General features: G+C 46.3%; 19 protein-coding genes and 1 pseudogene. 8 read left to right on the top strand and 12 right to left on the bottom strand.

Translation table 11 applies throughout. From position 1 onward, the window contains the following. Positions 1-30: 30 nt before the first annotated feature. From KIT90_RS21935 to glpT, 4 genes and pseudogenes are all read right to left on the bottom strand, one after another. Positions 31-678, bottom strand: a complete 648-nt coding sequence (locus KIT90_RS21935) for a hypothetical protein (RefSeq protein ID WP_285378715.1) — start codon at positions 676-678, stop codon at positions 31-33. 93 nt (positions 679-771) lie between these two features. Further along, positions 772-945: pseudogene (locus KIT90_RS21930) on the bottom strand (YqaE/Pmp3 family membrane protein); the annotation flags it as partial. Positions 946-1,429: 484 nt separating this feature from the next. Continuing rightward, a complete protein-coding gene (gene glpQ / locus KIT90_RS21925) occupies positions 1,430-2,485 on the bottom strand; it encodes a glycerophosphodiester phosphodiesterase (RefSeq protein ID WP_285378712.1) in 1,056 nt (351 codons plus the stop codon). Positions 2,486-2,538: 53 nt separating this feature from the next. Next, entirely contained in the window at positions 2,539-3,906 is a 1,368-nt protein-coding gene (gene glpT, locus KIT90_RS21920) for a glycerol-3-phosphate transporter (protein WP_005436584.1), read from the bottom strand. Positions 3,907-4,778: 872 nt separating this feature from the next. Here glpT and KIT90_RS21915 point away from each other — a divergent pair. The 5 genes from KIT90_RS21915 to mltC all read left to right on the top strand — a co-directional run bounded on the left by KIT90_RS21915 (position 4,779) and on the right by mltC (position 11,221). Then, positions 4,779-5,633, top strand: coding sequence for an MIP/aquaporin family protein (locus KIT90_RS21915; RefSeq protein WP_005436583.1), 855 nt, complete (start codon positions 4,779-4,781; stop codon positions 5,631-5,633). A 58-nt stretch (positions 5,634-5,691) separates the two neighbouring features. Beyond that, positions 5,692-7,209 (top strand): glycerol kinase GlpK, encoded by a 1,518-nt coding sequence (gene glpK / locus KIT90_RS21910; protein ID WP_005436582.1) that lies wholly within the window; start codon positions 5,692-5,694, stop codon positions 7,207-7,209. 190 nt (positions 7,210-7,399) lie between these two features. Then, the gene (locus tag KIT90_RS21905; protein WP_039840211.1) at positions 7,400-8,191 is read left to right on the top strand and encodes a DeoR/GlpR family transcriptional regulator; all 792 of its coding nucleotides are present in this window, start codon (positions 7,400-7,402) and stop codon (positions 8,189-8,191) included. A gap of 179 nt (positions 8,192-8,370) precedes the next feature. Further along, a complete protein-coding gene (gene glpD, locus KIT90_RS21900; RefSeq protein ID WP_045480425.1) occupies positions 8,371-9,930 on the top strand; it encodes a glycerol-3-phosphate dehydrogenase in 1,560 nt (519 codons plus the stop codon). A 178-nt stretch (positions 9,931-10,108) separates the two neighbouring features. Continuing rightward, positions 10,109-11,221 (top strand): membrane-bound lytic murein transglycosylase MltC, encoded by a 1,113-nt coding sequence (mltC, locus tag KIT90_RS21895; protein ID WP_005436579.1) that lies wholly within the window; start codon positions 10,109-10,111, stop codon positions 11,219-11,221. A gap of 320 nt (positions 11,222-11,541) precedes the next feature. On the opposite strand, the gene KIT90_RS21890 is transcribed toward mltC, so the two are convergent. Continuing rightward, a complete protein-coding gene (locus tag KIT90_RS21890) occupies positions 11,542-12,726 on the bottom strand; it encodes an NnrS family protein (protein WP_285378708.1) in 1,185 nt (394 codons plus the stop codon). A gap of 200 nt (positions 12,727-12,926) precedes the next feature. Here KIT90_RS21890 and KIT90_RS21885 point away from each other — a divergent pair, with 200 nt between their 5' ends. Then, a complete protein-coding gene (locus KIT90_RS21885) occupies positions 12,927-13,478 on the top strand; it encodes a gamma-glutamylcyclotransferase family protein (RefSeq protein ID WP_009707476.1) in 552 nt (183 codons plus the stop codon). A gap of 38 nt (positions 13,479-13,516) precedes the next feature. Here KIT90_RS21885 and KIT90_RS21880 read toward each other — a convergent pair whose 3' ends face one another. From KIT90_RS21880 to KIT90_RS21870, 3 genes are all read right to left on the bottom strand, one after another. After that, the gene (locus KIT90_RS21880; protein WP_009707477.1) at positions 13,517-14,113 is read right to left on the bottom strand and encodes an outer membrane beta-barrel protein; all 597 of its coding nucleotides are present in this window, start codon (positions 14,111-14,113) and stop codon (positions 13,517-13,519) included. A gap of 145 nt (positions 14,114-14,258) precedes the next feature. Then, complete coding sequence (locus tag KIT90_RS21875; RefSeq protein ID WP_005436572.1) at positions 14,259-14,591, bottom strand: tRNA-binding protein; 333 nt, start codon at positions 14,589-14,591, stop codon at positions 14,259-14,261. Between the two features lie 121 nt (positions 14,592-14,712). Next, positions 14,713-16,482 (bottom strand): SgrR family transcriptional regulator, encoded by a 1,770-nt coding sequence (locus KIT90_RS21870; protein ID WP_285378705.1) that lies wholly within the window; start codon positions 16,480-16,482, stop codon positions 14,713-14,715. Between the two features lie 380 nt (positions 16,483-16,862). Between KIT90_RS21870 and ptsG the strand changes: the two genes are divergently transcribed. After that, complete coding sequence (ptsG, locus tag KIT90_RS21865) at positions 16,863-18,272, top strand: PTS glucose transporter subunit IIBC (protein WP_285378703.1); 1,410 nt, start codon at positions 16,863-16,865, stop codon at positions 18,270-18,272. 260 nt (positions 18,273-18,532) lie between these two features. Then, positions 18,533-19,531, top strand: a complete 999-nt coding sequence (locus KIT90_RS21860) for a substrate-binding domain-containing protein (protein ID WP_285378701.1) — start codon at positions 18,533-18,535, stop codon at positions 19,529-19,531. Between the two features lie 182 nt (positions 19,532-19,713). Here the strand turns inward: KIT90_RS21860 and galM are convergent, their stop codons facing one another. The 4 genes from galM to galE all read right to left on the bottom strand — a co-directional run bounded on the left by galM (position 19,714) and on the right by galE (position 24,264). Then, entirely contained in the window at positions 19,714-20,772 is a 1,059-nt protein-coding gene (gene galM / locus KIT90_RS21855; RefSeq protein WP_285378699.1) for a galactose-1-epimerase, read from the bottom strand. A 52-nt stretch (positions 20,773-20,824) separates the two neighbouring features. Then, positions 20,825-21,985 carry a galactokinase gene (gene galK / locus KIT90_RS21850; protein WP_285378697.1) on the bottom strand — a complete coding sequence of 387 codons (1,161 nt, stop codon included), beginning with the start codon at positions 21,983-21,985 and terminating at the stop codon, positions 20,825-20,827. Positions 21,986-22,096: 111 nt separating this feature from the next. Next, positions 22,097-23,149 (bottom strand): UDP-glucose--hexose-1-phosphate uridylyltransferase, encoded by a 1,053-nt coding sequence (locus tag KIT90_RS21845; RefSeq protein ID WP_265988168.1) that lies wholly within the window; start codon positions 23,147-23,149, stop codon positions 22,097-22,099. 95 nt (positions 23,150-23,244) lie between these two features. Beyond that, positions 23,245-24,264, bottom strand: a complete 1,020-nt coding sequence (galE, locus tag KIT90_RS21840) for a UDP-glucose 4-epimerase GalE (protein ID WP_285378693.1) — start codon at positions 24,262-24,264, stop codon at positions 23,245-23,247. Between the last annotated feature and the right edge of the window lie 151 nt (positions 24,265-24,415).

Raw genomic sequence — 24,415 nt, 5'->3', positions numbered from 1 at the left:
CTGTTGGGGGATTTTTTTATTAGCAGTTAACTAGCGCTTTATCGGGCGAATCCACATCGATAAATCAGGGCATTCGTACTGCAAGTGATCCATCAATTGTTTGGCTTCTGAATAATGGAAGTAAACATCACTGAACAAATAGTACGAGCCATGAATGTGATGCTCAAACAAAGGTGCAGTCGCACACTGAGCAAATACCTTGTTCGGTGGCTTAACACCAGAGTAGAGCTGAACAACGTAAGCCTTAGAATTTGATGTCGGTGGTCGAGACGGTTTTGGCGGAGGCGCCGGTTTTGATTTCTTCTGACCCGCTTTTTTCTCTAATAACGAACAGCTGGCAGCGTTGATATCAAAAGACATCACTTTCGATTTATCTGCGGCATCAAGAATATTGACGTGCTGAGCCTTCGCATCGCCAAAACATTCTTTAGCCAAAGCGTAAGTCGCCAGTTCGCTCAATATACAAGATGACGAATCGTAATAGATTTGCTGCACACCATTATTCAACTGCGCTTGCGGGGAGCATTTCACCATCTGACGAAACTCTGCCCCATCTAATATCCATAAATCGACCGCTTCTTGAATCGTGAGCTCTGCCTGTGCACCAGAAGCAAACCCAAAACAACTCAAAAGTAAGCAATAAGAGAAATATGGCTTACTTGTATTCGACGAAAACACTTACTCGTCTCCACCACCATCTTGATCAGACGATGCTGGCGCTTTTCGAGCGTAGTTTGAGAACGTCTCAGGGCCATCTTTCTCTGCAGCCAATTTCTCGATTTTCTTATCCGTTTCGTAATTAACCAATGCATAGACAGACCAAATGGCCGCAGGCAACCAACCGATTAGAGTAATCTGCAATAGCAAACAGATCACGCCCGCCCAATAACGGCCAATAGTAAAAAATTGAAGCCAAGGAATTAGAATGGCAAGTACTAGTCTCATGTCATGTCCTATTAAGTATTTTATTATTCATGATCGTATTGCGCACTGATGCTCGGCTTATCAACAAACGGATTGCCGTCGAGATCGCTTTGTTCAAAAGAAAAAGCCGCCTAAGAATTTGGAGCTACGAACCGACATGTGAAGCAAGACTTAAGCGGCAAGCTGAAAGGGTAAACTAAGCCACTGGAACACAATCTTCTCCACAATGGCATTAGCAAAGGGCACCAATTTACAATACCGCTATATAGTAACCGTGTCAGAGGGATGAATATTTAGCATCTATAAATCAAGAACAACGGCGATGCATACACAGCGGGAACAATGAAAGAGAAGTAAAACGGTGTTGCTCGCGTTCTATACATATAAAAAATCCCCCAACAGGAGAGTCACTGTTGAGGGATAATGATTGCTCAATGAGAGCCTATTGTTACGACATGGCGTGTGACGTAATACTGAGCGTTTCAAACACTCAGTTTTTAGAACTTTACTTGTTCAGAAAGTTCACCGCTTTATCAGGGAAGTCTGTAAACAAACCATCCACTTTAACCTGATTGTAGAAGATGTCCATCATGCCATCGAAGCTATCCGTGTACGCAGGAATACGCCCAGGGTCCGCTCGGAAAGTATAAGGGTGCACTTGCAAGCCCGCGTCTTTTGCTGCTTTCATCAAAGGTTTGATGATGATGTTATCCTTGGTTGATTTGTCATCCACCAACATTGGCTTCCAAGGACCGATCCCTTCTGCGTACTGGGCTACCTTCTTCATACCATCGGCTTCAAACATCCAGTCATAACTGTATGGTGTTGCTTTGTCGCCTTTGTACTCCATGGTCTCGTTCCAGTCGGTGTAAGCCATGAGCTGAACGAGCTTTAAATCCATGTCCATTGCAGGCATGAGCTCACTGTTGATGCGCTGAAGCTCATTGGCATCAAAACACTGAAGGTATACTTTGTCGTCTTGCGAATCGTAACCGTACTGTTTTAAAACGTTAAGCACCGCTTTTGAGATGTCTTTGCCTTCATGGCGATGGAACCAAGGCGCTTTGATTTCCGGGTAAATACCGATGTCATAACCCAGCGTTTTGTTTAAGCCTTGGATCAGCTGAATCTCTTCTGCAAAAGTAGGTACGGTGAAGTCTGATTTCCACATTGGGAATCGTGTCGGATAACTAGCAACCTTGTTCCCTTTCTCGTCGATGTTAAAGCCTTCAGTGACTCGCAATGATTTGATTTCTGCCAACGTGAAATCAATCGCGTAGTAACGACCATCTTTACGAGCACGATCCGGGAATCGCTCAGCTACATCGGTCACGCGATCGAGGTAATGATCATGCAATACAACGAGTTGATCGTCTTTGGTCATCACCACATCTTGCTCGATGTAGTCTGGTTTCATCGCGTACGCTAACGCTTTTGCTTCTAAAGTATGTTCTGGTAGATAACCCGATGCGCCACGGTGCGCGATAACAAGCGGTTGTGCAATTGCTCCAGCTGAGATGCAGAGAGCGAGAACCGTCATGCAAACTGACGTTGTTTTCATTGTTCTTTCCTTAGCTTATTGAAGGGGCAGTATTCCACCGCCCCTTTAATGTTTTATGACGCCAATGCTTCTTTCTCACGCGCTTTTTGTTCATGGTGAGCACGCTCGCCAAGAAATGCGTAAGTTAGACAAACGATAGACGTAATACATGAACCGATTAGGATGATAAAGCCGCCATCCCAGCCGAAGTGGTCTACCGTGTAGCCAAGGATCGCGTTTGCCGCTACCGCACCGCCCAAGTAACCAAATAAACCAGTTAGACCAGCAGCCGTACCCGCCGCTTTCTTAGGAGCAAGCTCTAGTGCATACAGACCAATCAACATTACCGGACCGTAAATCAAGAAGCCGATTGCAACCAGCGCCATCATATCGACTGCTGGATTACCTGCAGGGTTAAACCAGTAAACCAGCACAGCTACGGTTACTAACGCCATAAATAGAATACCAGCAGGTGCACGACGACCTTTAAACAGCTTGTCTGAAATCCAACCACACAATAGCGTACCTGGGATACCCGCCCACTCGTATAGGAAGTAAGCCCAAGAAGATTTATCAACCGAGAAATCCTTCGCTTCTTTTAGGTATACCGGCGCCCAGTCCAACACACCGTAGCGGATCAGGTAAACAAACGCGTTCGCAATCGCGATTGACCACAACAACTTATTAGAAAAGACATACTTGAAGAAAATTTCCTTCGCCGTCATTTCTTTCTCGTGTGACTTGTCGTAATCATCAGGGTAATCGTCTTTGTACTCTTCAATTGGCGGAAGACCACAAGACTGCGGTGTATCTCTTACCGTGAACCAAATAAAGACAGCTACGAGCGTGGCAAAAAATGCAGGTACATAGAAAGCGGTGCGCCAATCGTCGTTAAATGCCCAAAGACCAAGAATAAATAGTGGACCAATTAAACCACCACCTACGTTATGTGCCACGTTCCAAACCGATACGATCTCGCCACGTTCTTTGCGCGACCACCAGTGAACCATGGTTCGGCCACAGGCAGGCCACCCCATACCTTGGAACCAACCGTTTAGGAACAATAGAATAAACATCGCGGTAATGCTGCCCGTAGCCCAAGGCATAAAGCCGAAGCAGAACATCACAAGTGCAGACATTAATAGGCCGCCACTTAAGAAGTAACGAGGGTTAGAGCGGTCAGAAACACTGCCCATTAAGAATTTTGATAAACCGTAGGCAATAGAAACGGCAGCTAAAGCAACACCTAGGTCACCACGGCTAAAACCTTGTTCAATAAGGTAAGGCATCGCCAAGCTAAAGTTTTTACGAACTAGGTAGTAGCCTGCATAGCCGACAAAGATGCCGATGAAGAGTTGCCAACGTAAGCGGGAATAAGTGCTGTCGATCTTATCGGACGATAAGCGATCGATGTGCGCCTTAGGTTTGAATATTCCAAACATAGGAACCTCATTAATATTGTGAGCGATGGTAGGGAGTATTAAATCGCGAACGAGCAAAAAGGAGTTTCGTTCGAAAGTGAGTGCATTCTATGAGATTCGATTTTTATTTCTGTGACAAATGTTGCATAAGAATTAAATTTCAGTAAATACAGAAAATTAGAGGCTTTTAGTTAGACTGTGCTTCCACTTTCCCCAGATTTCGTTACTGTTTACATACAACATAAAATGCGCAAACGAACAAAGTCATCGCAATATTAAGCGAATCAAGCGCTCAAATGACCACAGATTCAAGACAAAAATTTATGTTTGAGCAACTTAGGCGCTCTAAACTGGGTTCTACCACTCCAAATAAGTCACGTTGCAACAATGTCATTGTGTTAACAATTGAATACGACAACGACGCCCCTCTTCTAGCGCTCGTGATGAATCACTTTTAAAGTAAAACAAGGCACGACATCCACGGATCAGCATCTTATTTCACCCCTACATCGGGCTGATAAGAACCTACCGACTGAATATCAGCAATCCCTTATCATCATTAGTGTTAGCTAGCTCTTTAGGGTTAGTTTTCGACCAATAATCTGAGCAATTTACCACCATTCGCGAAGCAGCTTCACAAAACTCCTCTTACCAGTTTGTGCATTGATTTTCACATCGGTAGTTTTAGGCCGACAAATCGAAGTTGAAGCTTCTGAATCGTTTTGTCGAGTTTCCTTTTTGAGCAAAAGATGCGTCAATTAACAAAAACGAAGAGTTTGATTAACAAATTTATGCTCAAACGCTCATTTTTAACGCTCGTTTGTTTTCGTAAACGTTTATATATGCACAATAGAACCGTGCTAGATAAGCATAAATATTAAAGGACTCTTAACATGACAACGAACAAACACCCCTCACTGCTCGGAGAATGTTTGGCCGAGTTTATCGGTACAGGATTACTTATCTTTTTTGGCGTAGGCTGTGTTGCTGCACTTGTGTTGACCGGAGCTCAATTTGGTCAATGGGAAATCAGTATTGTATGGGGCTTTGGCGTCGCCATCGCTATTTACTGTACTGCGGGCGTATCCGGTGCACACATCAACCCTGCCGTCACTATCGCGCTGGCGATGTTCCATGGATTCGATAAGGCAAAAGTAGTGCCTTATATTATTGCGCAAATGCTCGGTGCATTTTGCTCTGCCGCTTTGGTTTACAGCTTGTACAGTAACCTGTTTACGGATTACGAAATCGCACACAACTTCGTTCGTAGCAGCCAAGACGCATTAGCGACAGCGGGCATTTTCTCGACTTACCCACATGCTTCTCTCTCTTTCTTTGGCGCTTTTGCTGTGGAATTCGTGATTACTGCAGTGCTAATGTTTGCCATTCTTGCACTTGGTGACGAGAACAACGGCGCACCTCGCGGCGCGATGAACCCATTACTTATCGGTATCCTCATTGCAGTTATCGGTGGTTCTTTAGGCCCACTGACTGGCTTTGCAATGAACCCTGCTCGTGACTTCGGTCCTAAACTGTTTGCTTACTTTGCAGGCTGGGATTACGCACTGACTGGTGCTCGTGAGATCCCATACTTTATTGTTCCAATTCTTGCTCCTATCGCAGGTGCTTGCTTCGGTGGTTGGTTGTACCCGAAAGCGATTGCTGCATATCTGCCACAACAAGGTCATGGCTGTACTATCCCTAACCAGTGCGAGACCGAAGAAGAAGCAGAACAAGCTCAAGCTTAAAACCAACTCATTCGAACATTTACTAAAATATAAATAACGAAACAAAAGGATTCTTACCATGACTGAGCAAAAATACATTGTTGCCCTAGACCAAGGCACGACAAGCTCTCGTGCTGTCATTCTGGATCATGACGCGAATATCGTAAGCGTCGCTCAGCGAGAATTTACTCAGATTTATCCAGAGGCTGGTTGGGTTGAACATGACCCAATGGAAATCTGGGCAACTCAAAGCTCTACTTTGGTTGAAGCACTTGCAAAAACCGGTATCCGTAGCGACCAACTTGTTGGTATCGGTATTACCAACCAACGTGAAACCACAATTGTATGGAACAAAGAAACAGGCAAGCCGGTTTACAACGCGATCGTGTGGCAATGTCGCCGTACTGCCGATATTTGTGAAGAATTAAAAGCGCGCGGACTAGAAGATTACGTTCGCGACAATACAGGTCTGGTTCTAGACCCTTACTTCTCTGGCACAAAAGTGAAGTGGATTCTAGATAACGTTGAAGGCGCACGCGAAGATGCCGAAGCAGGCAAACTGCTATTCGGTACTGTTGACACTTGGCTGGTTTGGAAGATGACTCAAGGCCGCGTTCACGTAACGGACTACACTAACGCATCTCGTACCATGCTGTTCAACATCAATGACCTATGCTGGGATCAGAAAATGCTGGATGAGATGGGCATCCCTGCATCCATGATGCCTGAAGTCAAACGCTCATCAGAAATCTACGGCCAAACCAACATTGGTGGTAAAGGCGGTACTCGTATCCCAATCGCGGGTATTGCAGGTGACCAACAAGCTGCGCTTTACGGTCAGATGTGTGTTGAAGCTGGTCAAGCGAAGAACACCTACGGTACAGGTTGTTTCTTGTTGATGAACACAGGTCAAGAGAAGGTCACATCGAAAAATGGTCTGTTGACTACGCTAGCATGCGGTCCAAAAGGCGAGCCAGCTTACGCTCTTGAGGGTGCAGTGTTCATGGGTGGCGCTTCAATTCAATGGCTACGTGATGAAATGAAGATTCTGGCTGGCGCTGAAGATTCAGAATACTTTGCGACCAAAGTAGATACTTCAAATGGTGTTTACGTTGTTCCTGCGTTTACTGGTTTGGGCGCACCATATTGGGATGCTTACGCTCGCGGTACGATTGTCGGTCTAACTCGTGGTGTAAACTCTAACCACATTATCCGTGCAACTTTGGAAGGCATCGCTTACCAAACTCGTGATGTGCTAGATGCAATGCAAGCAGACTCGGGCATCAAGCTCGCGAACCTTCGTGTGGATGGCGGCGCAGTAGCGAACAACTTCCTGATGCAGTTCCAATCTGATGTTCTTAATACCGAAGTTCACCGTCCTCAAGTGACTGAAGTGACCGCTCTGGGTGCAGCCTACCTAGCTGGTCTAGCGGTTGGTTTCTGGGATAGCATTGATGAACTGCAAGACAAAGCAGTGCTTGATCGCACATTCGAACCACACGATGATGAAGAGAAACGTAACCGTCGTTACAAAGGTTGGAAGCGCGCAGTTAAGTGTGCTCAAACCTGGTCTGAGCTTCACGACGAAGACGATTAATTTCTGATAAACGATTAGTTTCCCCCTGATTAATCGTAAAGAGCGCCGAGTTGGCGCTCTTTTTTTGCGTTCGATCGCGGATTCCACACTCCCACAGCTTCTCACAATGCGCTAATTCGAGCACAATAGAGCAAGTTTCTATTTTCGATTTTGAAGCATTGGCGGTTACCAGTGCACAAGGGAGTGCTAAGTGAAGCAAATACCAAGACACCAACAGATTGTTGAGTTGGTGAAAAAACAAGGCTATGTCAGCACGGATGAGCTGGTAGAAAAATTTAATGTTAGTCCTCAAACTATTCGCCGCGACCTAAATGACCTCGCAGATGAAAACAAAATTCGTCGCTACCACGGTGGTGCAACCATTCCTCTCAGTTCAGAGAACACGTCATACAACACGCGTAAAGCGCTTAACTTCAATGAAAAAGATGTCATTGCAGAAGAACTCGTAAAACACATTCCAGATGGCGCAACCTTGTTTATTGATATTGGCACGACCCCAGAAGCCGTCGCTCGAGCGCTCAATAAAAACCACAAACAGCTTCGCGTGGTGACCAACAACATTAATGTTGCCACCATTCTTTTACCGAACCCAGAAATCAAAGTGATTTTGGCGGGCGGTGAAGTTCGCAACCGAGACGGCGGCATTGTCGGTGAAGCGACACTCGATTTCGTCAAACAATTCCGCCTCGACTTCGGTATTTTGGGCATCAGTGGTATCGATTTTGATGGCTCACTACTGGACTTTGATTACCACGAAGTTCGCGTTAAACAGGCGATTATCGATAACAGCCGCAGCGTTTTCCTTGCGGTTGACCATTCGAAGTTTGGTCGTAATGCGATGGTGAAACTGGGCAATATCGCGCAATTGAACATGGTATTTACCAACAAACAACCACCAGAAGAGATTCTTGCGATTCTAAAAGAAGCCGCAGTTCCGCTCGAAGTGGTTGATACACAAATGGAAAGAACCATAACCGAATAGCGTTTACACTCACTATTTACGCGTATAAATGACCTCTGTCTTAATTAGGCAGAGGTTTTTTTGTGCCCAAATCACACAAAACGCTCATAAACGAAAATAAATAATGACCACAAACGAAACCTAAGCTAGGATAAACTCATGTTCCAAAATGCTCGTTCGCTCACCAAGAGGTCAAATTTATGAGTATCCAACAAAATGCTTCCACGACGAATTCATCCCCTACTCTAGACATGATCGTGATCGGCGGCGGCATTAACGGGGCTGGTATTGCTGCAGATGCTGCTGGCCGTGGTTTAAGCGTCGGTTTGTACGAAGCTAACGACTTCGCATCGGCAACCTCTTCTGCAAGTTCAAAACTGATCCACGGTGGATTACGTTACCTTGAACACTATGAGTTTCGTTTGGTTTCGGAAGCGCTCGCTGAGCGTGAAGTGATCTTACGCAAAGCGCCTCATGTGGCTCTACCAATGCGCTTCCGTTTACCTCATCGTCCATTTTTACGCCCAGCTTGGATGATCCGCTGTGGCTTATTCCTTTACGATAACTTGGGTAAACGAACCACTCTTCCAGGCAGCAAAACCGTCAACCTAGCAAAATCAGGTCTATTAAAACCTGAAATGAAAACCGGTTTCGAATACTCAGATTGTTGGGTAGATGACGCACGCTTGGTGTTGTTGAACGTTCTAGCGGCTAAAGAGAATAACGCAGAAGTTCGCAACTACTGCCGCGTAGAAAAAGCACACCGTGAAGGTGGCATCTGGCATGTCACTATTCATGACGTCACCACAGACCAGCGCTTCGAACGCAAAGCGAAAGCTTTAGTTAACGCTGCTGGTCCATGGGTGAAACAGTTCTTTGATGAAGGATTAGAGCAAACCTCCCCTCGCAACATTCGTTTGATCAAAGGCTCGCACATCGTTGTTCCTCGTATCCACAACGAGCCGCAAGCCTACATCCTACAAAACAAAGATAACCGCATCGTATTTATGATCCCTTACCTAGATAAGTTCTCGATCATTGGTACTACAGATGTGGAATACAAAGGCGATCCGCGTGAAGTCGCGATTTCCGAAGATGAAGTCGATTACTTGATCGATATCGTTAACCAACACTTTGTCCACCAGCTAAGCCGCGAAGACGTGGTATGGACATACAGTGGTGTACGTCCGTTGTGTGATGATGAGTCTGACTCACCGCAAGCGATCACACGTGACTACACACTAGAACTGGACGCTGAATACGACCACGCACCTTTACTTTCAGTGTTCGGTGGCAAGCTCACGACTTACCGTAAGCTTGGTGAAGCAGCAATGAAGAAACTTGCACCTTACCTACCTGAAATGGGTAAAGACTGGACGGCAAACCAAACCCTTCCTGGCGGTAACTTCAGTTGCAGCCGTGAGCAATTGGCGAAGATGATTCATGCGAAGTACTCATGGGCATCAGAAGCGATGTTGCTGCGCTACGTGACTCAGTTTGGTACACAAACTTGGGACCTAATGGAAGGCACTAACAGCGTAGAAGATCTTGGTCATTGCTTCTCAGAGCAAGCAAATGGCGTATATCAACGTGAAATTGATTACTTGATGAATCACGAAATGGCGCTCACCGATGAAGACATCTTATGGCGTCGTACAAAACTTGGTTTATACATGAACGAAGAGGAGAAAATCGCACTGGCAGAATATCTAAAAGAGAAGCTGCAACAGAAAGTCGTTAGCCTCTCACAAGTAAGTTAAATTGGACTCTCCTAATACAAAGCCTGCACCCCGCAGGCTTTTTCTTTTTCCGGTGAACACCCAGCATCAAACGCTTCTATCGAAAGCACAAAAAGTTTTAATTTCAGGCAATTAGTACTCTTACTTATTATTTTCTTCAGTCGGCAATTGCCCTCACCTCTAATTAAATCGGTATCCGATGAAGAAATCGCTAATCCTGAGCTTACTCCTTCTCGGTGGTTGTTCTGTAGCTCCCGAAGAGACACCACCATGCGCATGTGATGACTACGTTCCTCCCTACGTAAAACCGCCAAGCGCTTCGAACGAAGATAACATCAAACAGTTACTGGCTTACATTGCTCAAAAAGCCAAAGATCGCTGGGGTGAAGATGAGTTCGTTGAAGCAGGCAAACACCGTTACGTGAAGTACCTTGATGGTTACAACACCCGAGCACATATCGATTTCGAAACGGGTAAGATCTATGTTTCGACGATTTCCCAATATCAGCCAACAGAGAAGCTACAAAAAGCCATCGTACAGACGCTACTCATGCCTGCCGATCCAGCTCATGCAGAGTTGTTTAGCGATAAAGAAGCGGTATTGCGTGGTAAGCCGTTCTTATTGGGGCAAGTTCTCGATCACGATGGAAAGCCGATTGAATGGGAGTGGCGTGCCAATCGCTACGCGGACTACCTGCTCGACAATAAACTGCAGAAGAAAGCCATCAAACGCGGCAGTGCTTATTATGTCGAAATCAACATGGTGAAAGATCACCTAGAGCAGCGAGAATACCAATACGCGGGCTTGGTACGTGATGCAGCTAAACGATATGGCTTGTCTGAAGATCTAATCTTCGCTGTGATCAAAACCGAAAGCAGCTTTAACCCTTATGCGGTCTCTCATGCTGGGGCTTACGGCTTAATGCAGGTGATCCCAAAAACCGCCGGTGCTGATGTATTTAATTTGGTGAAAAACAAACCGGGTATTCCAACCAAAGAGTACTTGTTCGATCCTGCCAATAACATTGATACCGGAGCTGCGTATTTCTATATTTTGAAGAATCGCTACCTACGAGATGTAAAACATCCTACTTCGAAACACTTTAGTATGATTTCAGCTTATAACGGCGGCACAGGCGGCGTGCTTTCTACCTTCGATAGTGACCGAAAACGAGCGATGAATGAGCTTAATAGCCTTAACCCGACTCAGGTTTATGATGCGTTGACCACTCAACACCCAAAAGGGGAAGCAAGGCGCTACCTACAGAAAGTGCTGTATTTCCAAAAAGACTTCAGCGAAGGGAATATCTAATTTTATCTAGCCACAAAACGAAAAACGCCGCTTAGTTCCACGGAGGTATAGAACTAAGCGGCCATGTAATTACACGAAAAGACACCTATGGGTCTAAAACGTCAATTGGCTAGTTAATCACTCATGTGCATACGAGCAATAACACCTACAGAGTAGCGGAGTCCAGCTCTTCTAGCACGCTCAAATCCCACTCTAGAATTCAACGTTTTTCACATTCTTAACAATTACCTTACTAATTATGGGTCTTTTGCGGAAGCAAGCTCAAATAAAAGAGCTCATACCGTTGGTTGAGCCCTTCTTTTATCAATTCTGAACTGTGACTATCCGGGATGACCATCCACTCTTGGTTTCATCAGCATCATTCCGAATCGCCATACGAACATACCGAAAGCCAGAATCCACAAGGCTGCACTGACATCAATCCAAAGTAACATGTGTGAAGGGTCAAAAATCACGCCGAAGCTTCTTGCTAACGCCGCTCCAATCACGGCAGCAAAAGCGATGCTCATGTTTGGGCCTTTGTAAATCATGCGACCTGTGTGCCCCATAGTCACTCGAGCAATCATCGCTAAGATCAATCCACCTAATGCGCCGATAGCAAACAGATGAATTAAGTTGTGGTTCGCAAACGCATTATCCCAACTTCCACGTAAAATCAGACTCAAAGGCAGACACAAATAAGCCGCATGTAACGACCACACCAACGGCTCGCTAAGCGTCAGCCAAGGCTTCCAACGCAGGAATCGAACCAACTGCGCCACTCCGGCAAACAACATAAGTGGCTGACCAAGTTCTGCAAATGTCACAGGGAAGAAGCTCAACACAAACAACATAACCAAAGGTAGGTTTGCTAGCCAATCCAACCACAGTAACGGCTGAGCTTTTTCGAAGTTAAAGCGACGGGCTGTGAAAAATGGAATCACTCGTCCACCCATGACGGAAAGCAGTAGAGTGAACCACCAAAGCATCGCTTGCCATACCGCAGACGAGGTAAATGGCGGCATGCCTTTCACCGTTGCGTAACTGGCAAAGTTGGCAAAGATGGCGAGCAAGAATAACGGCACAAAAAACAGATTCCGCCAACCTTTCGCGCGGTAAACACGAATGCCCACTTCGTACGCCACAGACAGCAAAAACAGCGCTTCAATGCTGCTGGTTAACCAAAGTGGTGCTGGTGTCCAAAGCAGTATTCTCGGTGCAAGCCACAATGTAAATATCGCTAACAAGGTGTAGTGTTTCGTGCCGTTAATGCCCGTCCAGTTTTGCACTGCAGTCAGCACAAAGCCCACCACTATTGCCATTGAAAAACCAAACAACATTTCATGAACGTGCCACCACAACGCCGGAACACTCAACGCACTTGGCTGTCCGGTTTGGAACATCCATACCCATACCGCAATTGCGACAACGGCATAAATAGAGCCAAACAGGAAAAACGGTCTAAACCCTAATCGCAGCCATGCAGGGATTTTTTCTTCCACTTTTTTATCGGTGATATTCAGCATTGTGATGCCCTTAAGTACCCATTTGATACCGTTCAAAAATTCTACGCGTTCGATATTAACACAAACATGCATAAAAAATACATGTTATAAAATCAAACTATCCTTTCGAGGTAAAACCTATGCTTCATGCGTTGCTTGGTTGGTAGTGTTTAGGTATAACGGGTAACAGTGATTTCGTCGAAGTAAGGGAAGCAATCGAGATGTATATATTTGGCTACGGCAGTTTAATCAATGCCGCCTCGCGCAAGTTAACGGGTCAAACGGGAGAAGCCATCCCAGTCATCGCTCATGGTCTGGTGCGCTATTGGGGCAAAGTTGACGACAGCTATATCTTGTCACCCTTGGTTGTGAATGAAGGCGAAGGGCAAGTCAATGGCGTACTGCTTGAAGTCGACGATCAAGCGCTAGCGGAGTTTGACCGACGCGAACGTGGCTACCATCGCATTCAAATCCGTCCTGACCAGATTGAAACAGAGGCCACTTTTAACTCTGAGCACAGCATTTGGGTTTATGTGAAAAACGATCCGTTACCACCCTGCTCGCTCAGTCCCATCATGCAAAGCTATGTTGATACAGTCCTCGCTGGATGCTTGGAAGTCTCCCATGCCTTTGCTGAGCACTTCGTTCGCCATACCGTTGGTTGGCATCATGCCAAAGAAAACGATCGCCACCAGCCAAAATACGGCAACTTAGCGGGCGTACAAGATCATCATTATGAGTTAATTGATAATCTAATTAAAAAGGGAGCCTAGTGGCTCCCTTTTGCTATTCATGTTCTGTTTGTGTGAGATTAGAACTTGTAATCAATACCAGCGTATAGGCTGTCGAAATCAAAGTCGATATCACCACCGCCTTCAACATCGATCGTTACTGTAGAAACACGGTAACCACCAGAGATAATTAGACCTGAAGCGAACTCGTAACCCACTTCTGCACCGTAGTTGAAACCAACATCACTACCGTCAGTTTTCACATTAAGGTTTGCAAGGTTTGATTTAGACTCAAAATCTACACCCATCACACCAAGACCTGCAACTGCACCAACATAAAAACCAGTACCAGAGAATTGGTATTTCGGTTTTGCATTTAGGTTGAAGCCGTAACCATCAACAGTCACTTTTGCCCAGTTACCTGAACCTGATGCTTTTTCTTCAAAGCTACCGTAGTAGACGTATTCGCCCTCTAGTGCCAGTTTGAAGTTTTCTGAGTATTGCAGCTCTTTACCTACTGCAATACCAAGACCCGTTGCTGAAGAGCTTGACGAGTCGCCTTCAACTTTAAGGTCTGAACTTAAAATATCCGCACCAATGTACCAATTACCTTCCGCCTGAACCGACGCCGAAGCAACCACTGCACCTAAAGCCAATAATGGCAATACTTTTTTCATTATAATTTCCTAATTTTTCATGCTGTTAGACAGCTTTTAAAAGCGCGGAGATTATAAATAAAGGTGAATATGATTCTATTGATTCATTTATAAAATGAGATCTAAAACATAAATAACTGTTATATAAACAATATATGACTAGATACTAAACGATTCTCACACCAGCAGGCATCGCGCGTTCAGGCGTTAGCAGAACACTTTCTGATTCATCATCGGTTTCGGCACAAAGCAACATACACTCAGAGGTTTCGCCACGCATCTTAGCTTTCGCAAGATTACACAGCACCACCACTTGTTTCCCCATCAACTCTTCTTCTGTGTAGTAAGGCACCAAGCTGGTGACGGTTTGTAGTGTTTTCTCACCGATGTCGATCTGCACAATATACAGCTTATCTGCGTTTTCGTGACGAGCTACTTCGATGATTTTTCCGGTGCGAATTTCTAGTTTTGCGAAGTCTGAGTAAGCGATCGTTTCCATTAATTAAAACCTCAAGTAAAATTTTACTAAAACAAACTCTACATTATCAGTTAGTACTTTAAATACAAGAGGTGAAGATCGCATTTTGATGAGCAAAGATCGTGCTGGTTACAATCGCCCTTTACCAAATCTCACTCAACTTCGGCCACCCCCACGCCGTGATCTCTACACCTTTGAAGATGTCTTGAAAGCTAAGTGTTTGTCGGTGGTGAAGCATAGGGCTGACCACACCTTCATAGATCAGCACGGAGCCAAGTTGCTCTAACTTAGTGAGGTAATCTTCCGGAGCGCTAAACTGTCGAATTTGGTTGATCTCAGCCACCAGCCAGTCGCTGACGTCAGATCCGATCGTGGCGTGCAAAATGGGATCGCTGAGGAAAAACAGTAAAGCCGAGATTTGTCGGTTGTCATCCAAGTTAAAACTGCTTAAGACAATCTCTTCACTAAAGCCCTCTCCAGACGCTTTTTCAATGAATGCTTCAAACGAATAAACGTTCACTTCAACCTTGATGCCATGCCCCATCAAGATTTGCTCAGCGGCTCTCGCACTACGTTGAATACCAAGATGGGAATAACAGGCGATTCGGATTGAACTCGGTAGCGCTACTTCATCGTTTCTCAGGTATTTGACGTTGTGCCAGAAGGGGAAAAAGTTATGTGCGATCTCAGCCCCGAAGGTGGTTTCGTTGCGTTCTAACTGCTGCCAAATGTTCTCGCCACTCAAGGCATCACTCAGCCAACGTCTCTGAGCGTGTGATAAGTTAGGATGATTGTGATTGAAAATCATAAACAAACATCCTTCTTCCACGCGATCTTTCGATGCTGTGTGTTTGGCATCAATGATGCGCTCATTCACTTCTTCATCTGGAGAGTTGGTGATGACCTTTTTCGAGTACTGCTCTGTCTTAGGTAAATCGTGGGGGTAGTTGGAAGCCTTTGCACCTTCCTTCTTGTCACTGTTTAACGACCAGATGGTTACTCTATCAGTGAGGGAGCGAAATCCGTGGAAGCGCTCATTCGCCACCAAGGTAAGCTTATTGTTCGTGTGCGATTCCAGAGAGAAAATGCCACAGCCGATGCTGTCGGAGGATAAGTTATTGAGTTGCTCGACAGGCTGTAAAGAGTATTTTAGATCACTCAACAATGCAGCGAAGCCTTTGTCTGGCCGAGTAAGTTGAACGGAAAATCGATAAGGCGACTCAACAGAAACCGCTTCAAGGTGATCGAGTTCATTTTGATAATATGGAAGCTGCTGCCAATGGTTTAGTAGCTTCACCATTAGTTCTGCATCCACTTTACCGCCATGATGAAAGCAAACGGAAGGACGAAGATAAAACGTCCAAGTTCGCCACTCTTCATCGGCTTGCCAATGATGCGCAATGTTTCCGACTAACTCACCTTCAGGTGTCATAGAAACCAAGCAAGCGTGAATTTGACGAATTAAGAAACGCTCGCTATTTCGTTGTGGTTTGATTGGATTGAGCGTAGCAAAAGAGCGGTTATAGGTGAGTTGCACACTGACTTTGCCTTCTGTCACTTGGGCGCCGGAAGTTTGCTTTAGCAGTTGCTCAAACACGACTTGGTCGAAGTCAAGAAACTCAAGTGCCCGGTCGTATTTGCTCTCTTTGATCCACTCCAGAGCAATAGAGCGCTTCACCTCTGTACGATCGATGTTACGAATTAAGGTCGAACGTTGGTTACGCCCCACTCTGGGTATCCAAGCGATCCAGTTGAGCGCATTCATCTGCTTGAGAATAGCTCGGGCATGCCTTGGGCTGGTGAACATCTTGTCTGCAATCTCGGCAAGCGTCACCGCGTATTCCTCTCGCAGCTCAAAACTCTCTACACGTTCGTAGTAGCGAAAAAGATTAATACTCTCCAAAACAGGCACTCCACAACTAAAATTCTGTTCCTTATATTAGCGTTTAATGTCTTCATTCAAGCAAAAAGGTCTAAAAACTTAGTTATCAGGAACAAGAAAAACAAAATTCACTCTGTTTTTTCATGCCTTATTTTTATCCAAAATACTCTTAGATTCTGACGCAGTCCTATGTTTGAGCGATCGAGACAGTGCCCTTCAATTGGTTAAGGCCCTCTATTTTTAGCTCAGCACACCACTTATAAAGCTTTAGCGATAGCAACCAGTTTTTATGTTTATGCTCCAACCCCCGCAAACCATAATCACGATGCTATCGCTAATCTCCCCGCTTCCCACAGTTTATTCATGACTGCGCCACTCAAGATTTTTATCTAACAAGTTGGAGTATTTTTATGTTTGCTAACTTTTTTGCCAACCTTTCTAAGGTCGGTAAGGCGCTCATGTTGCCTATAGCCTCGATGCCCGCGGCGGGTATCCTTTTGGGTATTGGCTCGGCTCAATTTGGGTTTATTCCACCCGTCGTTTCTGAATTGATGGCAGAAGCGGGTGGTGCGGTATTTGGTAACCTGCCGCTTATCTTTGCGCTTGGCGTTGCTATCTCATTTACCAACAATGATGGTGTTGGTGCGGTTGCGGCAGGTATTGGTTATTACGTATTAGTCGCGACGCTAAAAGTCATGGCTGGCGTGCTAGGTGTGGACCATATCGACACAGGTGTGCTCGGCGGCATCATCTCCGGTGCAGTTGGTGCGTATATGTTTAACCGCTTCTACACCATTAAGATGCCAGCTTATTTGGCCTTCTTCGCGGGTAAACGATTTGTCCCGATCGTGACGTCATTTTCTATGCTGTTTTTGGGCATTGCGATTGCCTTTATTTGGCAACCAATTGGCTCTGGCATTGATTGGTTCGGCACATGGGCAACCGAGCAAAACCCATTGGTGGCATTCTGGGCTTACGGCACCGCAGAGCGTGCTCTGATCCCATTTGGTCTGCACCATGTGATTAACGTAATTATCCAGCTTCAAGCCGGTGAGTTTGTTAACGCTGCTGGCCAAGTATTCCACGGTGAGATCCCTCGCTTCTTCGCTGGCGACCCAAATGCGGGCAACCTAGCAGGTGGTTACCTATTCAAGATGTTTGGTCTTCCTGCGGCGGCAATTGCGATTGGCCGTGCAGCAAAACCAGAGAACCGCACTAAAGTTATGGGCATCATGATCTCAGCTGCACTAACATCGTTCCTAACTGGTATCACTGAGCCTATCGAGTTTGCGTTCTTATTCATCTCGCCTGTGCTTTACGTGATTCACGCGATCATTGCGGGTTTAGCTTACCCACTGTGTATCATGCTTGGCGTTAAACATGGCTACAGCTTTAGTGCAGGTCTTATCGACTACGTGACCTTCTTTGGTATTTCGACCAAAGGCTGGATGATCATCCCACTAGGTTTGGCATACGCAGCGCTGTACTACGTAGTGTTCACTTGGTTCATTAAAACGTTCGATCTGAAAACACCAGGTCGTGAAGATCAAGACAGCAGCAAAGCCGTCAATGACACCAGTTCAGAGTTTACCAGTGAGTTGGTTAGCGCGTTTGGCGGCAAACAAAACATCTTGAGCACCGATGCTTGTATCACTCGATTACGAATCCAAGTCGCAGAGCAAGACAAGGTCGACGAAGCGAAATTGAAAGCACTTGGTGCAGCGGGTGTGGTGCGAGTCGGTACAGGCGTACAAGCTATCTTTGGCGGCAACAGCGATGTGTACAAAACCCAAATGGTTGATTGGATGAACAACAACTAGCTTTCTGAGCGCCATTCTCTGTGGCCTGTAACGAGAAAATAGAAACGACAAATCGCGGTCACATCAATGACCGCGATTTTTTGTTTTCATGCGACTAAACAATGCTCTACCTAAGATAACGTTTACACATCACATATATTCAATAAATTCATAGAGTAAGAACAAATTCATCGCAATATAAAAATGGTGTTGATTGCACTTATTACACAATGGGTGTTTAATACTCCAATTAACGTATTTTAGCCCACGAAAGGTCCCTCATGGCAACAATCAAGGATGTCGCGAAAGAAGCCGGCGTATCGGTCGCGACCGTCTCTCGCGTGATCAATAAATCACCGAAAGCGAGCCAATCTTCTATCGACGCAGTGACGCAAGCGATGAGCAAACTGGGCTACCGTCCAAACGCAGCAGCGCGTGCACTCGTCAGCCAAAGTACCAACACCATGGGCGTGCTTGTGGGTGATGTCTCAGACCCGTTCTTCGGCACACTGGTGAAGTCGGTAGATAACGTGGCGCGTGAAAACGGCAAACACATTCTGATTGGTAATGGCTACCACAACCCAGAAGACGAACGCCAAGCGCTAGAACTTCTGATCAACAGCCGTTGTGAAGCCATTGTGATTCACTCTAAAGGTCTATCAGATGAAGAACTGATCGGCTACGCCAAAGAAGTCAAAGGCATGGTGTTGATCAACCGCCATATCCCAGAATTGGCAGAACGTTGTATCTCTCTTGATAACCGCAAGGGCGCGTACTTAGCGACGGAATATTTGATTCGTCATGGGCACACTAAGATCGCGTGTATCGCCTCATCCCATGACATCGAAGATACCGACGAGCGTTTACAAGGTTACCAAGCGGCACTGAAAGATCACGATATCGAGCTATCAAAAAGCTATGTCGAATATGGTGAACCAAACAGTGACGGCGGCGAAACAGCCATGACCAATCTGCTGACCAAATCACTCGCAATCACTGGCGTGGTGGCATACAACGACTACATGGCAGCAGGTGCGCTGGCGGCGTTAGACCAAAATGGTATCGACGTACCAGATAAAGTGTCCATGGTTGGCTTCGACGATGGCTTAATTGCTCGCTTCGTCAATCCAAGTTTGACCACGATTCGTTACCCAATCGAAATGATGGCAGAGCGTGCCGCGCGTTTGGCATTAGCGTTATCGCGTGATGAACAAGTGGAAGATGACACCATCATCTTTAGCCCAACTTTAGTGCGCCGTAACTCGGTGGATCGCCTTTAAGATATCGCGCTATTCAGTGCCAAGAAAGGTTACAAAGTAAAAGCTCTGCCACCGAAGTGACAGAGCTTTTTCTTTTTGGGGTGTTTGTAGAGAGCGTTATTTTGCCAACTTTCGATGAGCTTTTGACCTACTGTGAGCAAAAAGCCTACGGCAACCCAAAAGCTCGAAAATGCTCAGTTTAACTAGAAAGCAAACTGATAAGTGGTGCAGAAGCGGTACTCTTGTTCAGGCTCAAGAATACAGCTTGGCTGCGCCCACTCAGCATGGTTTGGCGAATCTGGTAAAAACTGCGTTTCTAACGCCAGACCCGCGTAATCGTTATATTCACCGCCACGGCGATTTGGTGCGCCAGCTAACCAGTTGCCCGTGTACAATTGCATCGCAGGCTTGTTTGTTACCACTGAAAGATGCACTTTTTCATCTGGCGAAACCACCAGCGCAACCGGTTTTGAAACATCACGATGAGCATCAAATAGGTAGCTATGATCATACCCTTTGGCGGCAATCTGCTGTTCATCTTGTAGGAAGTGCTCTGAAACTGGTTTTTCACTTCTAAAGTCAAATCCAGTGCCTTTCACATATTGCAATTCACCCAGCGGAATACCGACCTCAGAGGTTGGTAAGTATTGGCTTGCAACGATGGTTAAGCGATGCGAACGACAATCTAAGTCCGCTTCTGCCCCCAACAAATTGAAGTAGGCATGGTTGGTCAAGTTGATCGGTGTCGCTTTATCTGTCTTAGCGAAGTACGCAATGCTCACTTGGTTATCATCAGTCAGCGTATACGTCACTTGCACTTCTAGATTGCCCGGAAAACCTTGGTCGCCATCTTCAGACAATAAAGAGAACGTCACTTGTTGATTTGAGTGAGACTCAATCTTCCAACGACGTTTATCAAAACCTTCTTCACCACCATGCAGACAGTTGCCCGCTTGGTTAGTAGACACTTGAAATACTTCGCCATTCACTTCAAAAAGACCATTGGCGATGCGGTTTGCGTAGCGACCAACAGTGACACCCATGTAACACTGTTGCTGCATGAAACTCCCCATCGTCCCCACTCCGAGAAGCACTTCACGCAACTCCCCATTCGCCAAAGGTAAACGACAACTCAGCCATGTCGCGCCAATATCCATAAAGGCAACGCTCATGCCTGTGTTATTTTTCAGTTCGACCACGTTGGCAGGCGCGCCATCAAAGGCGGCCTGCTGTGTCATCGTGATAGTTAATGGCTCAGTCATCTCTCGCTCCTACTGCGTCTCAAAGCACTTTGAACTTAAAGCAATTTTGCACTTAAAGTACTTCGACTAAACCAGCGCCGTTTTTCGCTTGGCACACGTAGATGGATTCTTTTAGGCCCGTTGCTGCTTGGTACTTCGCTTCTACCGTTGCTTTCACTTCGTCAACCAACGCTGGCGGTACAATAGCAACGATACAACCACCAAAGCCGCCGCCTGTCATGCGCACGCCGCCTTGCTCACCAATCACTTCTTTCACCATCTCAACTAACGTATCGATTTCTTTAACTGTGATTTCGAAATCATCACGCATAGAAGCATGAGACTCGGCCATCAGTTCACCCATACGCTTCATGTCGTGCGCGCGAAGTGCTTGTGCTGCTTCTACCGTGCGGTCGTTTTCTGTGATTACGTGACGAGCACGTTTTGCAACTAGCTCATCAAGTTCAGAGACTTTCTCGTTGAACTGTTCAATGGTCACATCACGCAGTGCTTTCACACCGAAAATGCGTGCCGCTTCTTCACACTGCTCACGGCGCGTGTTGTATTCACTGTCTACCAAGCCACGTTTTTTGTTCGAGTTGATGATCACCACCGCCATGTCTTCCGGCATTGATACCGCTTCAGTTTCTAGGCTACGACAGTCCAACAGCATCGCGTGGTTTTCACGACCTTCTGCCGAAATCATTTGGTCCATAATGCCGCAGTTACAACCAACGAATTCGTTCTCTGCTTGTTGGCCGTTTAGCGCGATTTCCGCTTGGCTGACTTCAAGATTGAACAGCACTTTGAACGTTTGACCAATCACGACTTCCAACGCTGCCGACGAGCTTAAACCCGCACCTTGAGGCACGTTACCGCTAACAGAAATATCCGCACCAGAGAATTGGTAACCACGAGCAAGAAGACACTTCACCACACCGCGAATGTAGTTCGCCCACATTTTGTCTTGTTGGAATGTGATTTCTTGCGTGATGTCGAATTCATCAACGGCGTTGCCGTAATCCACAGAAACGACGCGTACTAGGTTGTCCTTACGCTTCGCTGCCGCCACAACGGTTTGGTAGTTGATCGCACATGGCAGTACAAAACCGTCGTTGTAATCAGTGTGCTCACCAATCAGGTTTACACGACCAGGGGCTTGAATAATGTGGCTTGGCGCGTAACCCAGCACTTGTTCAAAAGAGGTTTTCACATTTTGGATTAGATCAGACATAGGGACGTTCTCTTAAATTATAAATTTGGTATTGGGATAGCGCGTTGAGCCTAACTTTCTATCTGTAAAGTCGCGCTATCCCGTTATTCGTTATCAGTCTACTTTGAGGCGTTATTGCTCTTTGTAATGCACATCGCTTAGGTCACGCAGACGCTGCGCCGCTTGTTCTGCGGTTAGGTCGCGTTGGCTTTCTGCCAACATTTCATAACCAACCATGAACTTACGAACCGTTGCACTACGTAGCAGTGGCGGATAGAACAACGCATGCAGTTGCCAATGGTCGATATCGGCACCTTCTTCAAAGAACGGCGCGTAATGCCAGCCCATTGAGTAAGGGAAAGAGCATTGAAATAGGTTGTCGTAACGGCTAGTTAGCTTTTTGATTGCAACCGCAAGGTCATCGCGTTGCTCATCGGTTAGCTCACTCATTCGACGAATGTGCGTTTTAGGCAGTAGCATGGTTTCGAATGGCCACGCCGCCCAGTAAGGCACAACAGCAACCCAATGTTCAGTCTCAACCACGGTGCGTGAACCATCTTTAAGTTCAGCTTGCACGTAATCCACCAGCAAGTTGCTGCCATGCTCTTGGTAGTACGCTTTTAAGTTGTGTTCTTTGCGCTCGATTTCGTTTGGCAAGAAGCTGTTTGCCCAGATTTGACCGTGCGGGTGAGGCTGAGAACAACCCATGGTCTCACCCTTGTTCTCGAATGCTTGAACCCAAACGTAGTCTTTACCCAACTCTTCGATTTGATCATTCCACGTGTCAATCACGCCACGGATTTTGTCGACCGGTAGTTCAGGCAAGGTTTTGCTGTGATCTGGCGAGAAACAAATCACTCGGCTCAAACCGCGCACACCTTGCGTTTTGAACAGAGGGTTGTCTGACTCAGGTGCATCTGGAGAGTCCACCATCAGTGCGGCGAAGTCATTTTGGAACACGTACGTGCCTTGGTAATCTGGGTTTACATCACCAGAAATACGCTCGTTGGTTGGGCAAAGGAAACACTTCTCGTCGTAGCTTGGTAGCTCATCAATCGCAGGTTTCTCGTCAGCACCACTCCAAGGGCGTTTTGCACGATGCGGTGACACCAAAATCCACTGACCCGTTAGTGGGTTGTAACGACGGTGTGGGTGATCCACTGGGTTAAATTCAACATTCGACATCTTACTTACTCAACTTTTAAAATTTCTTTCATCTGCATTTCCCAATGAAATTGGAGTTGCAGCTAGGCGGTCAATCAACAACGCTGCAGCTTCAATTACGCAGGGGAATAGCCTTGCGGGTTGTTTGACTGCCACTTCCACGTATCTGCCGTCATTTCCGCAACACTGCGCGTCGCTTTCCAGCCAAGGTCTCGCTCCGCTTTATCTGTACTTGCCCAGCATTCTGCAATGTCACCTGGACGACGAGGACAAAGTTCGTAAGGCACTGGGTTACCGCAAGCCGCTGCGAACGCTTCTACCATCTCAAGCACGCTAGAGCCTTTGCCCGTGCCTAGGTTGTAAATGTGCAAGCCAGCTTTTTCACCTACCGATTTCAGCGCTGCGATGTGGCCATCAGCCAAATCCATCACGTGGATGTAATCACGCACGCCTGTGCCATCCGGCGTCGGGTAGTCGCTGCCAAATACCGACAGTTTTTCGCGGCGGCCTACTGCCACTTGCGCTATAAACGGCATCAAGTTGTTCGGGATGCCCTGAGGGTCTTCACCCATAGTGCCCGATGGATGCGCACCAACTGGGTTGAAGTAGCGCAGCAAAGTCACGCTCCAGTCGTTTTCTGCATTGAACAAATCGCTCAAGCACTCTTCCACCATGTACTTGCTGCGACCGTATGGGTTAGTGGTCGCCCCCGTTGGAGAGTCTTCCGTAATCGGCACAATGTCAGGATCGCCGTAAACCGTTGCCGATGAGCTAAATACAATGCTTTTCACGCCCGCTTTACGCATGCTGCGCGCCAACACCAATGAGCCATTCACATTGTTGTCGTAGTATTCCAATGGTTTCGCGACAGATTCGCCCACCGCTTTCAGGCCAGCAAAGTGAATCACAGCTTGAATGTCATGCTTGGCAAATACTGAGTCCAAAAAGGCTTCATCACGAATGTCGCCTTGGTAGAAAGCCGGTTGCTTACCGGTTAGCGCTTCAATGCGGCTTAACACTTCCACTTTGGCATTACACAAGTTGTCGACAATGATTGGCTCCATACCTGCTTCAATCATCTGGACACATGTGTGACTGCCGATGTACCCCATACCGCCTGTGACAAGAACTTTCACTTTTGCTTCTCCACTTTTGCTGCTCGATGCTTGGAAATTGGTTGAGCCTGCTCACCAAGCAAATTCGCTCATCTCTTAACTGGCTAAAAGTCTACCAATCAAAACCGATCCAGATCCGTGATCAAACTCAAATAGTGTAAACGTTTCCACA

The organism is Vibrio sp. B172a (genome assembly GCF_030248355.1).
In the GTDB taxonomy this organism is placed as follows: Bacteria; Pseudomonadota; Gammaproteobacteria; order Enterobacterales; family Vibrionaceae; genus Vibrio; species Vibrio owensii.
This window is presented reverse-complemented; position numbering and strand designations above follow the sequence as displayed.

Excerpts from the sequence above, each read along its gene's own strand:
- KIT90_RS21890 (WP_285378708.1), bottom strand. The coding sequence starts at position 12,726 with ATGCTGAATATCACCGATAAAAAAGTGGAAGAAAAAATCCCTGCATGG.
- KIT90_RS21845 (WP_265988168.1), bottom strand. The coding sequence starts at position 23,149 with ATGTCGAATGTTGAATTTAACCCAGTGGATCACCCACACCGTCGTTAC.
- glpK (WP_005436582.1), top strand. The coding sequence starts at position 5,692 with ATGACTGAGCAAAAATACATTGTTGCCCTAGACCAAGGCACGACAAGC.
- galM (WP_285378699.1), bottom strand. The coding sequence starts at position 20,772 with ATGACTGAGCCATTAACTATCACGATGACACAGCAGGCCGCCTTTGAT.
- glpD (WP_045480425.1), top strand. The coding sequence starts at position 8,371 with ATGAGTATCCAACAAAATGCTTCCACGACGAATTCATCCCCTACTCTA.
- KIT90_RS21860 (WP_285378701.1), top strand. The coding sequence starts at position 18,533 with ATGGCAACAATCAAGGATGTCGCGAAAGAAGCCGGCGTATCGGTCGCG.
- glpQ (WP_285378712.1), bottom strand. The coding sequence starts at position 2,485 with ATGAAAACAACGTCAGTTTGCATGACGGTTCTCGCTCTCTGCATCTCA.
- glpT (WP_005436584.1), bottom strand. The coding sequence starts at position 3,906 with ATGTTTGGAATATTCAAACCTAAGGCGCACATCGATCGCTTATCGTCC.
- KIT90_RS21880 (WP_009707477.1), bottom strand. The coding sequence starts at position 14,113 with ATGAAAAAAGTATTGCCATTATTGGCTTTAGGTGCAGTGGTTGCTTCG.
- mltC (WP_005436579.1), top strand. The coding sequence starts at position 10,109 with ATGAAGAAATCGCTAATCCTGAGCTTACTCCTTCTCGGTGGTTGTTCT.
- KIT90_RS21885 (WP_009707476.1), top strand. The coding sequence starts at position 12,927 with ATGTATATATTTGGCTACGGCAGTTTAATCAATGCCGCCTCGCGCAAG.
- ptsG (WP_285378703.1), top strand. The coding sequence starts at position 16,863 with ATGTTTGCTAACTTTTTTGCCAACCTTTCTAAGGTCGGTAAGGCGCTC.
- KIT90_RS21875 (WP_005436572.1), bottom strand. The coding sequence starts at position 14,591 with ATGGAAACGATCGCTTACTCAGACTTCGCAAAACTAGAAATTCGCACC.
- galK (WP_285378697.1), bottom strand. The coding sequence starts at position 21,985 with ATGTCTGATCTAATCCAAAATGTGAAAACCTCTTTTGAACAAGTGCTG.
- KIT90_RS21915 (WP_005436583.1), top strand. The coding sequence starts at position 4,779 with ATGACAACGAACAAACACCCCTCACTGCTCGGAGAATGTTTGGCCGAG.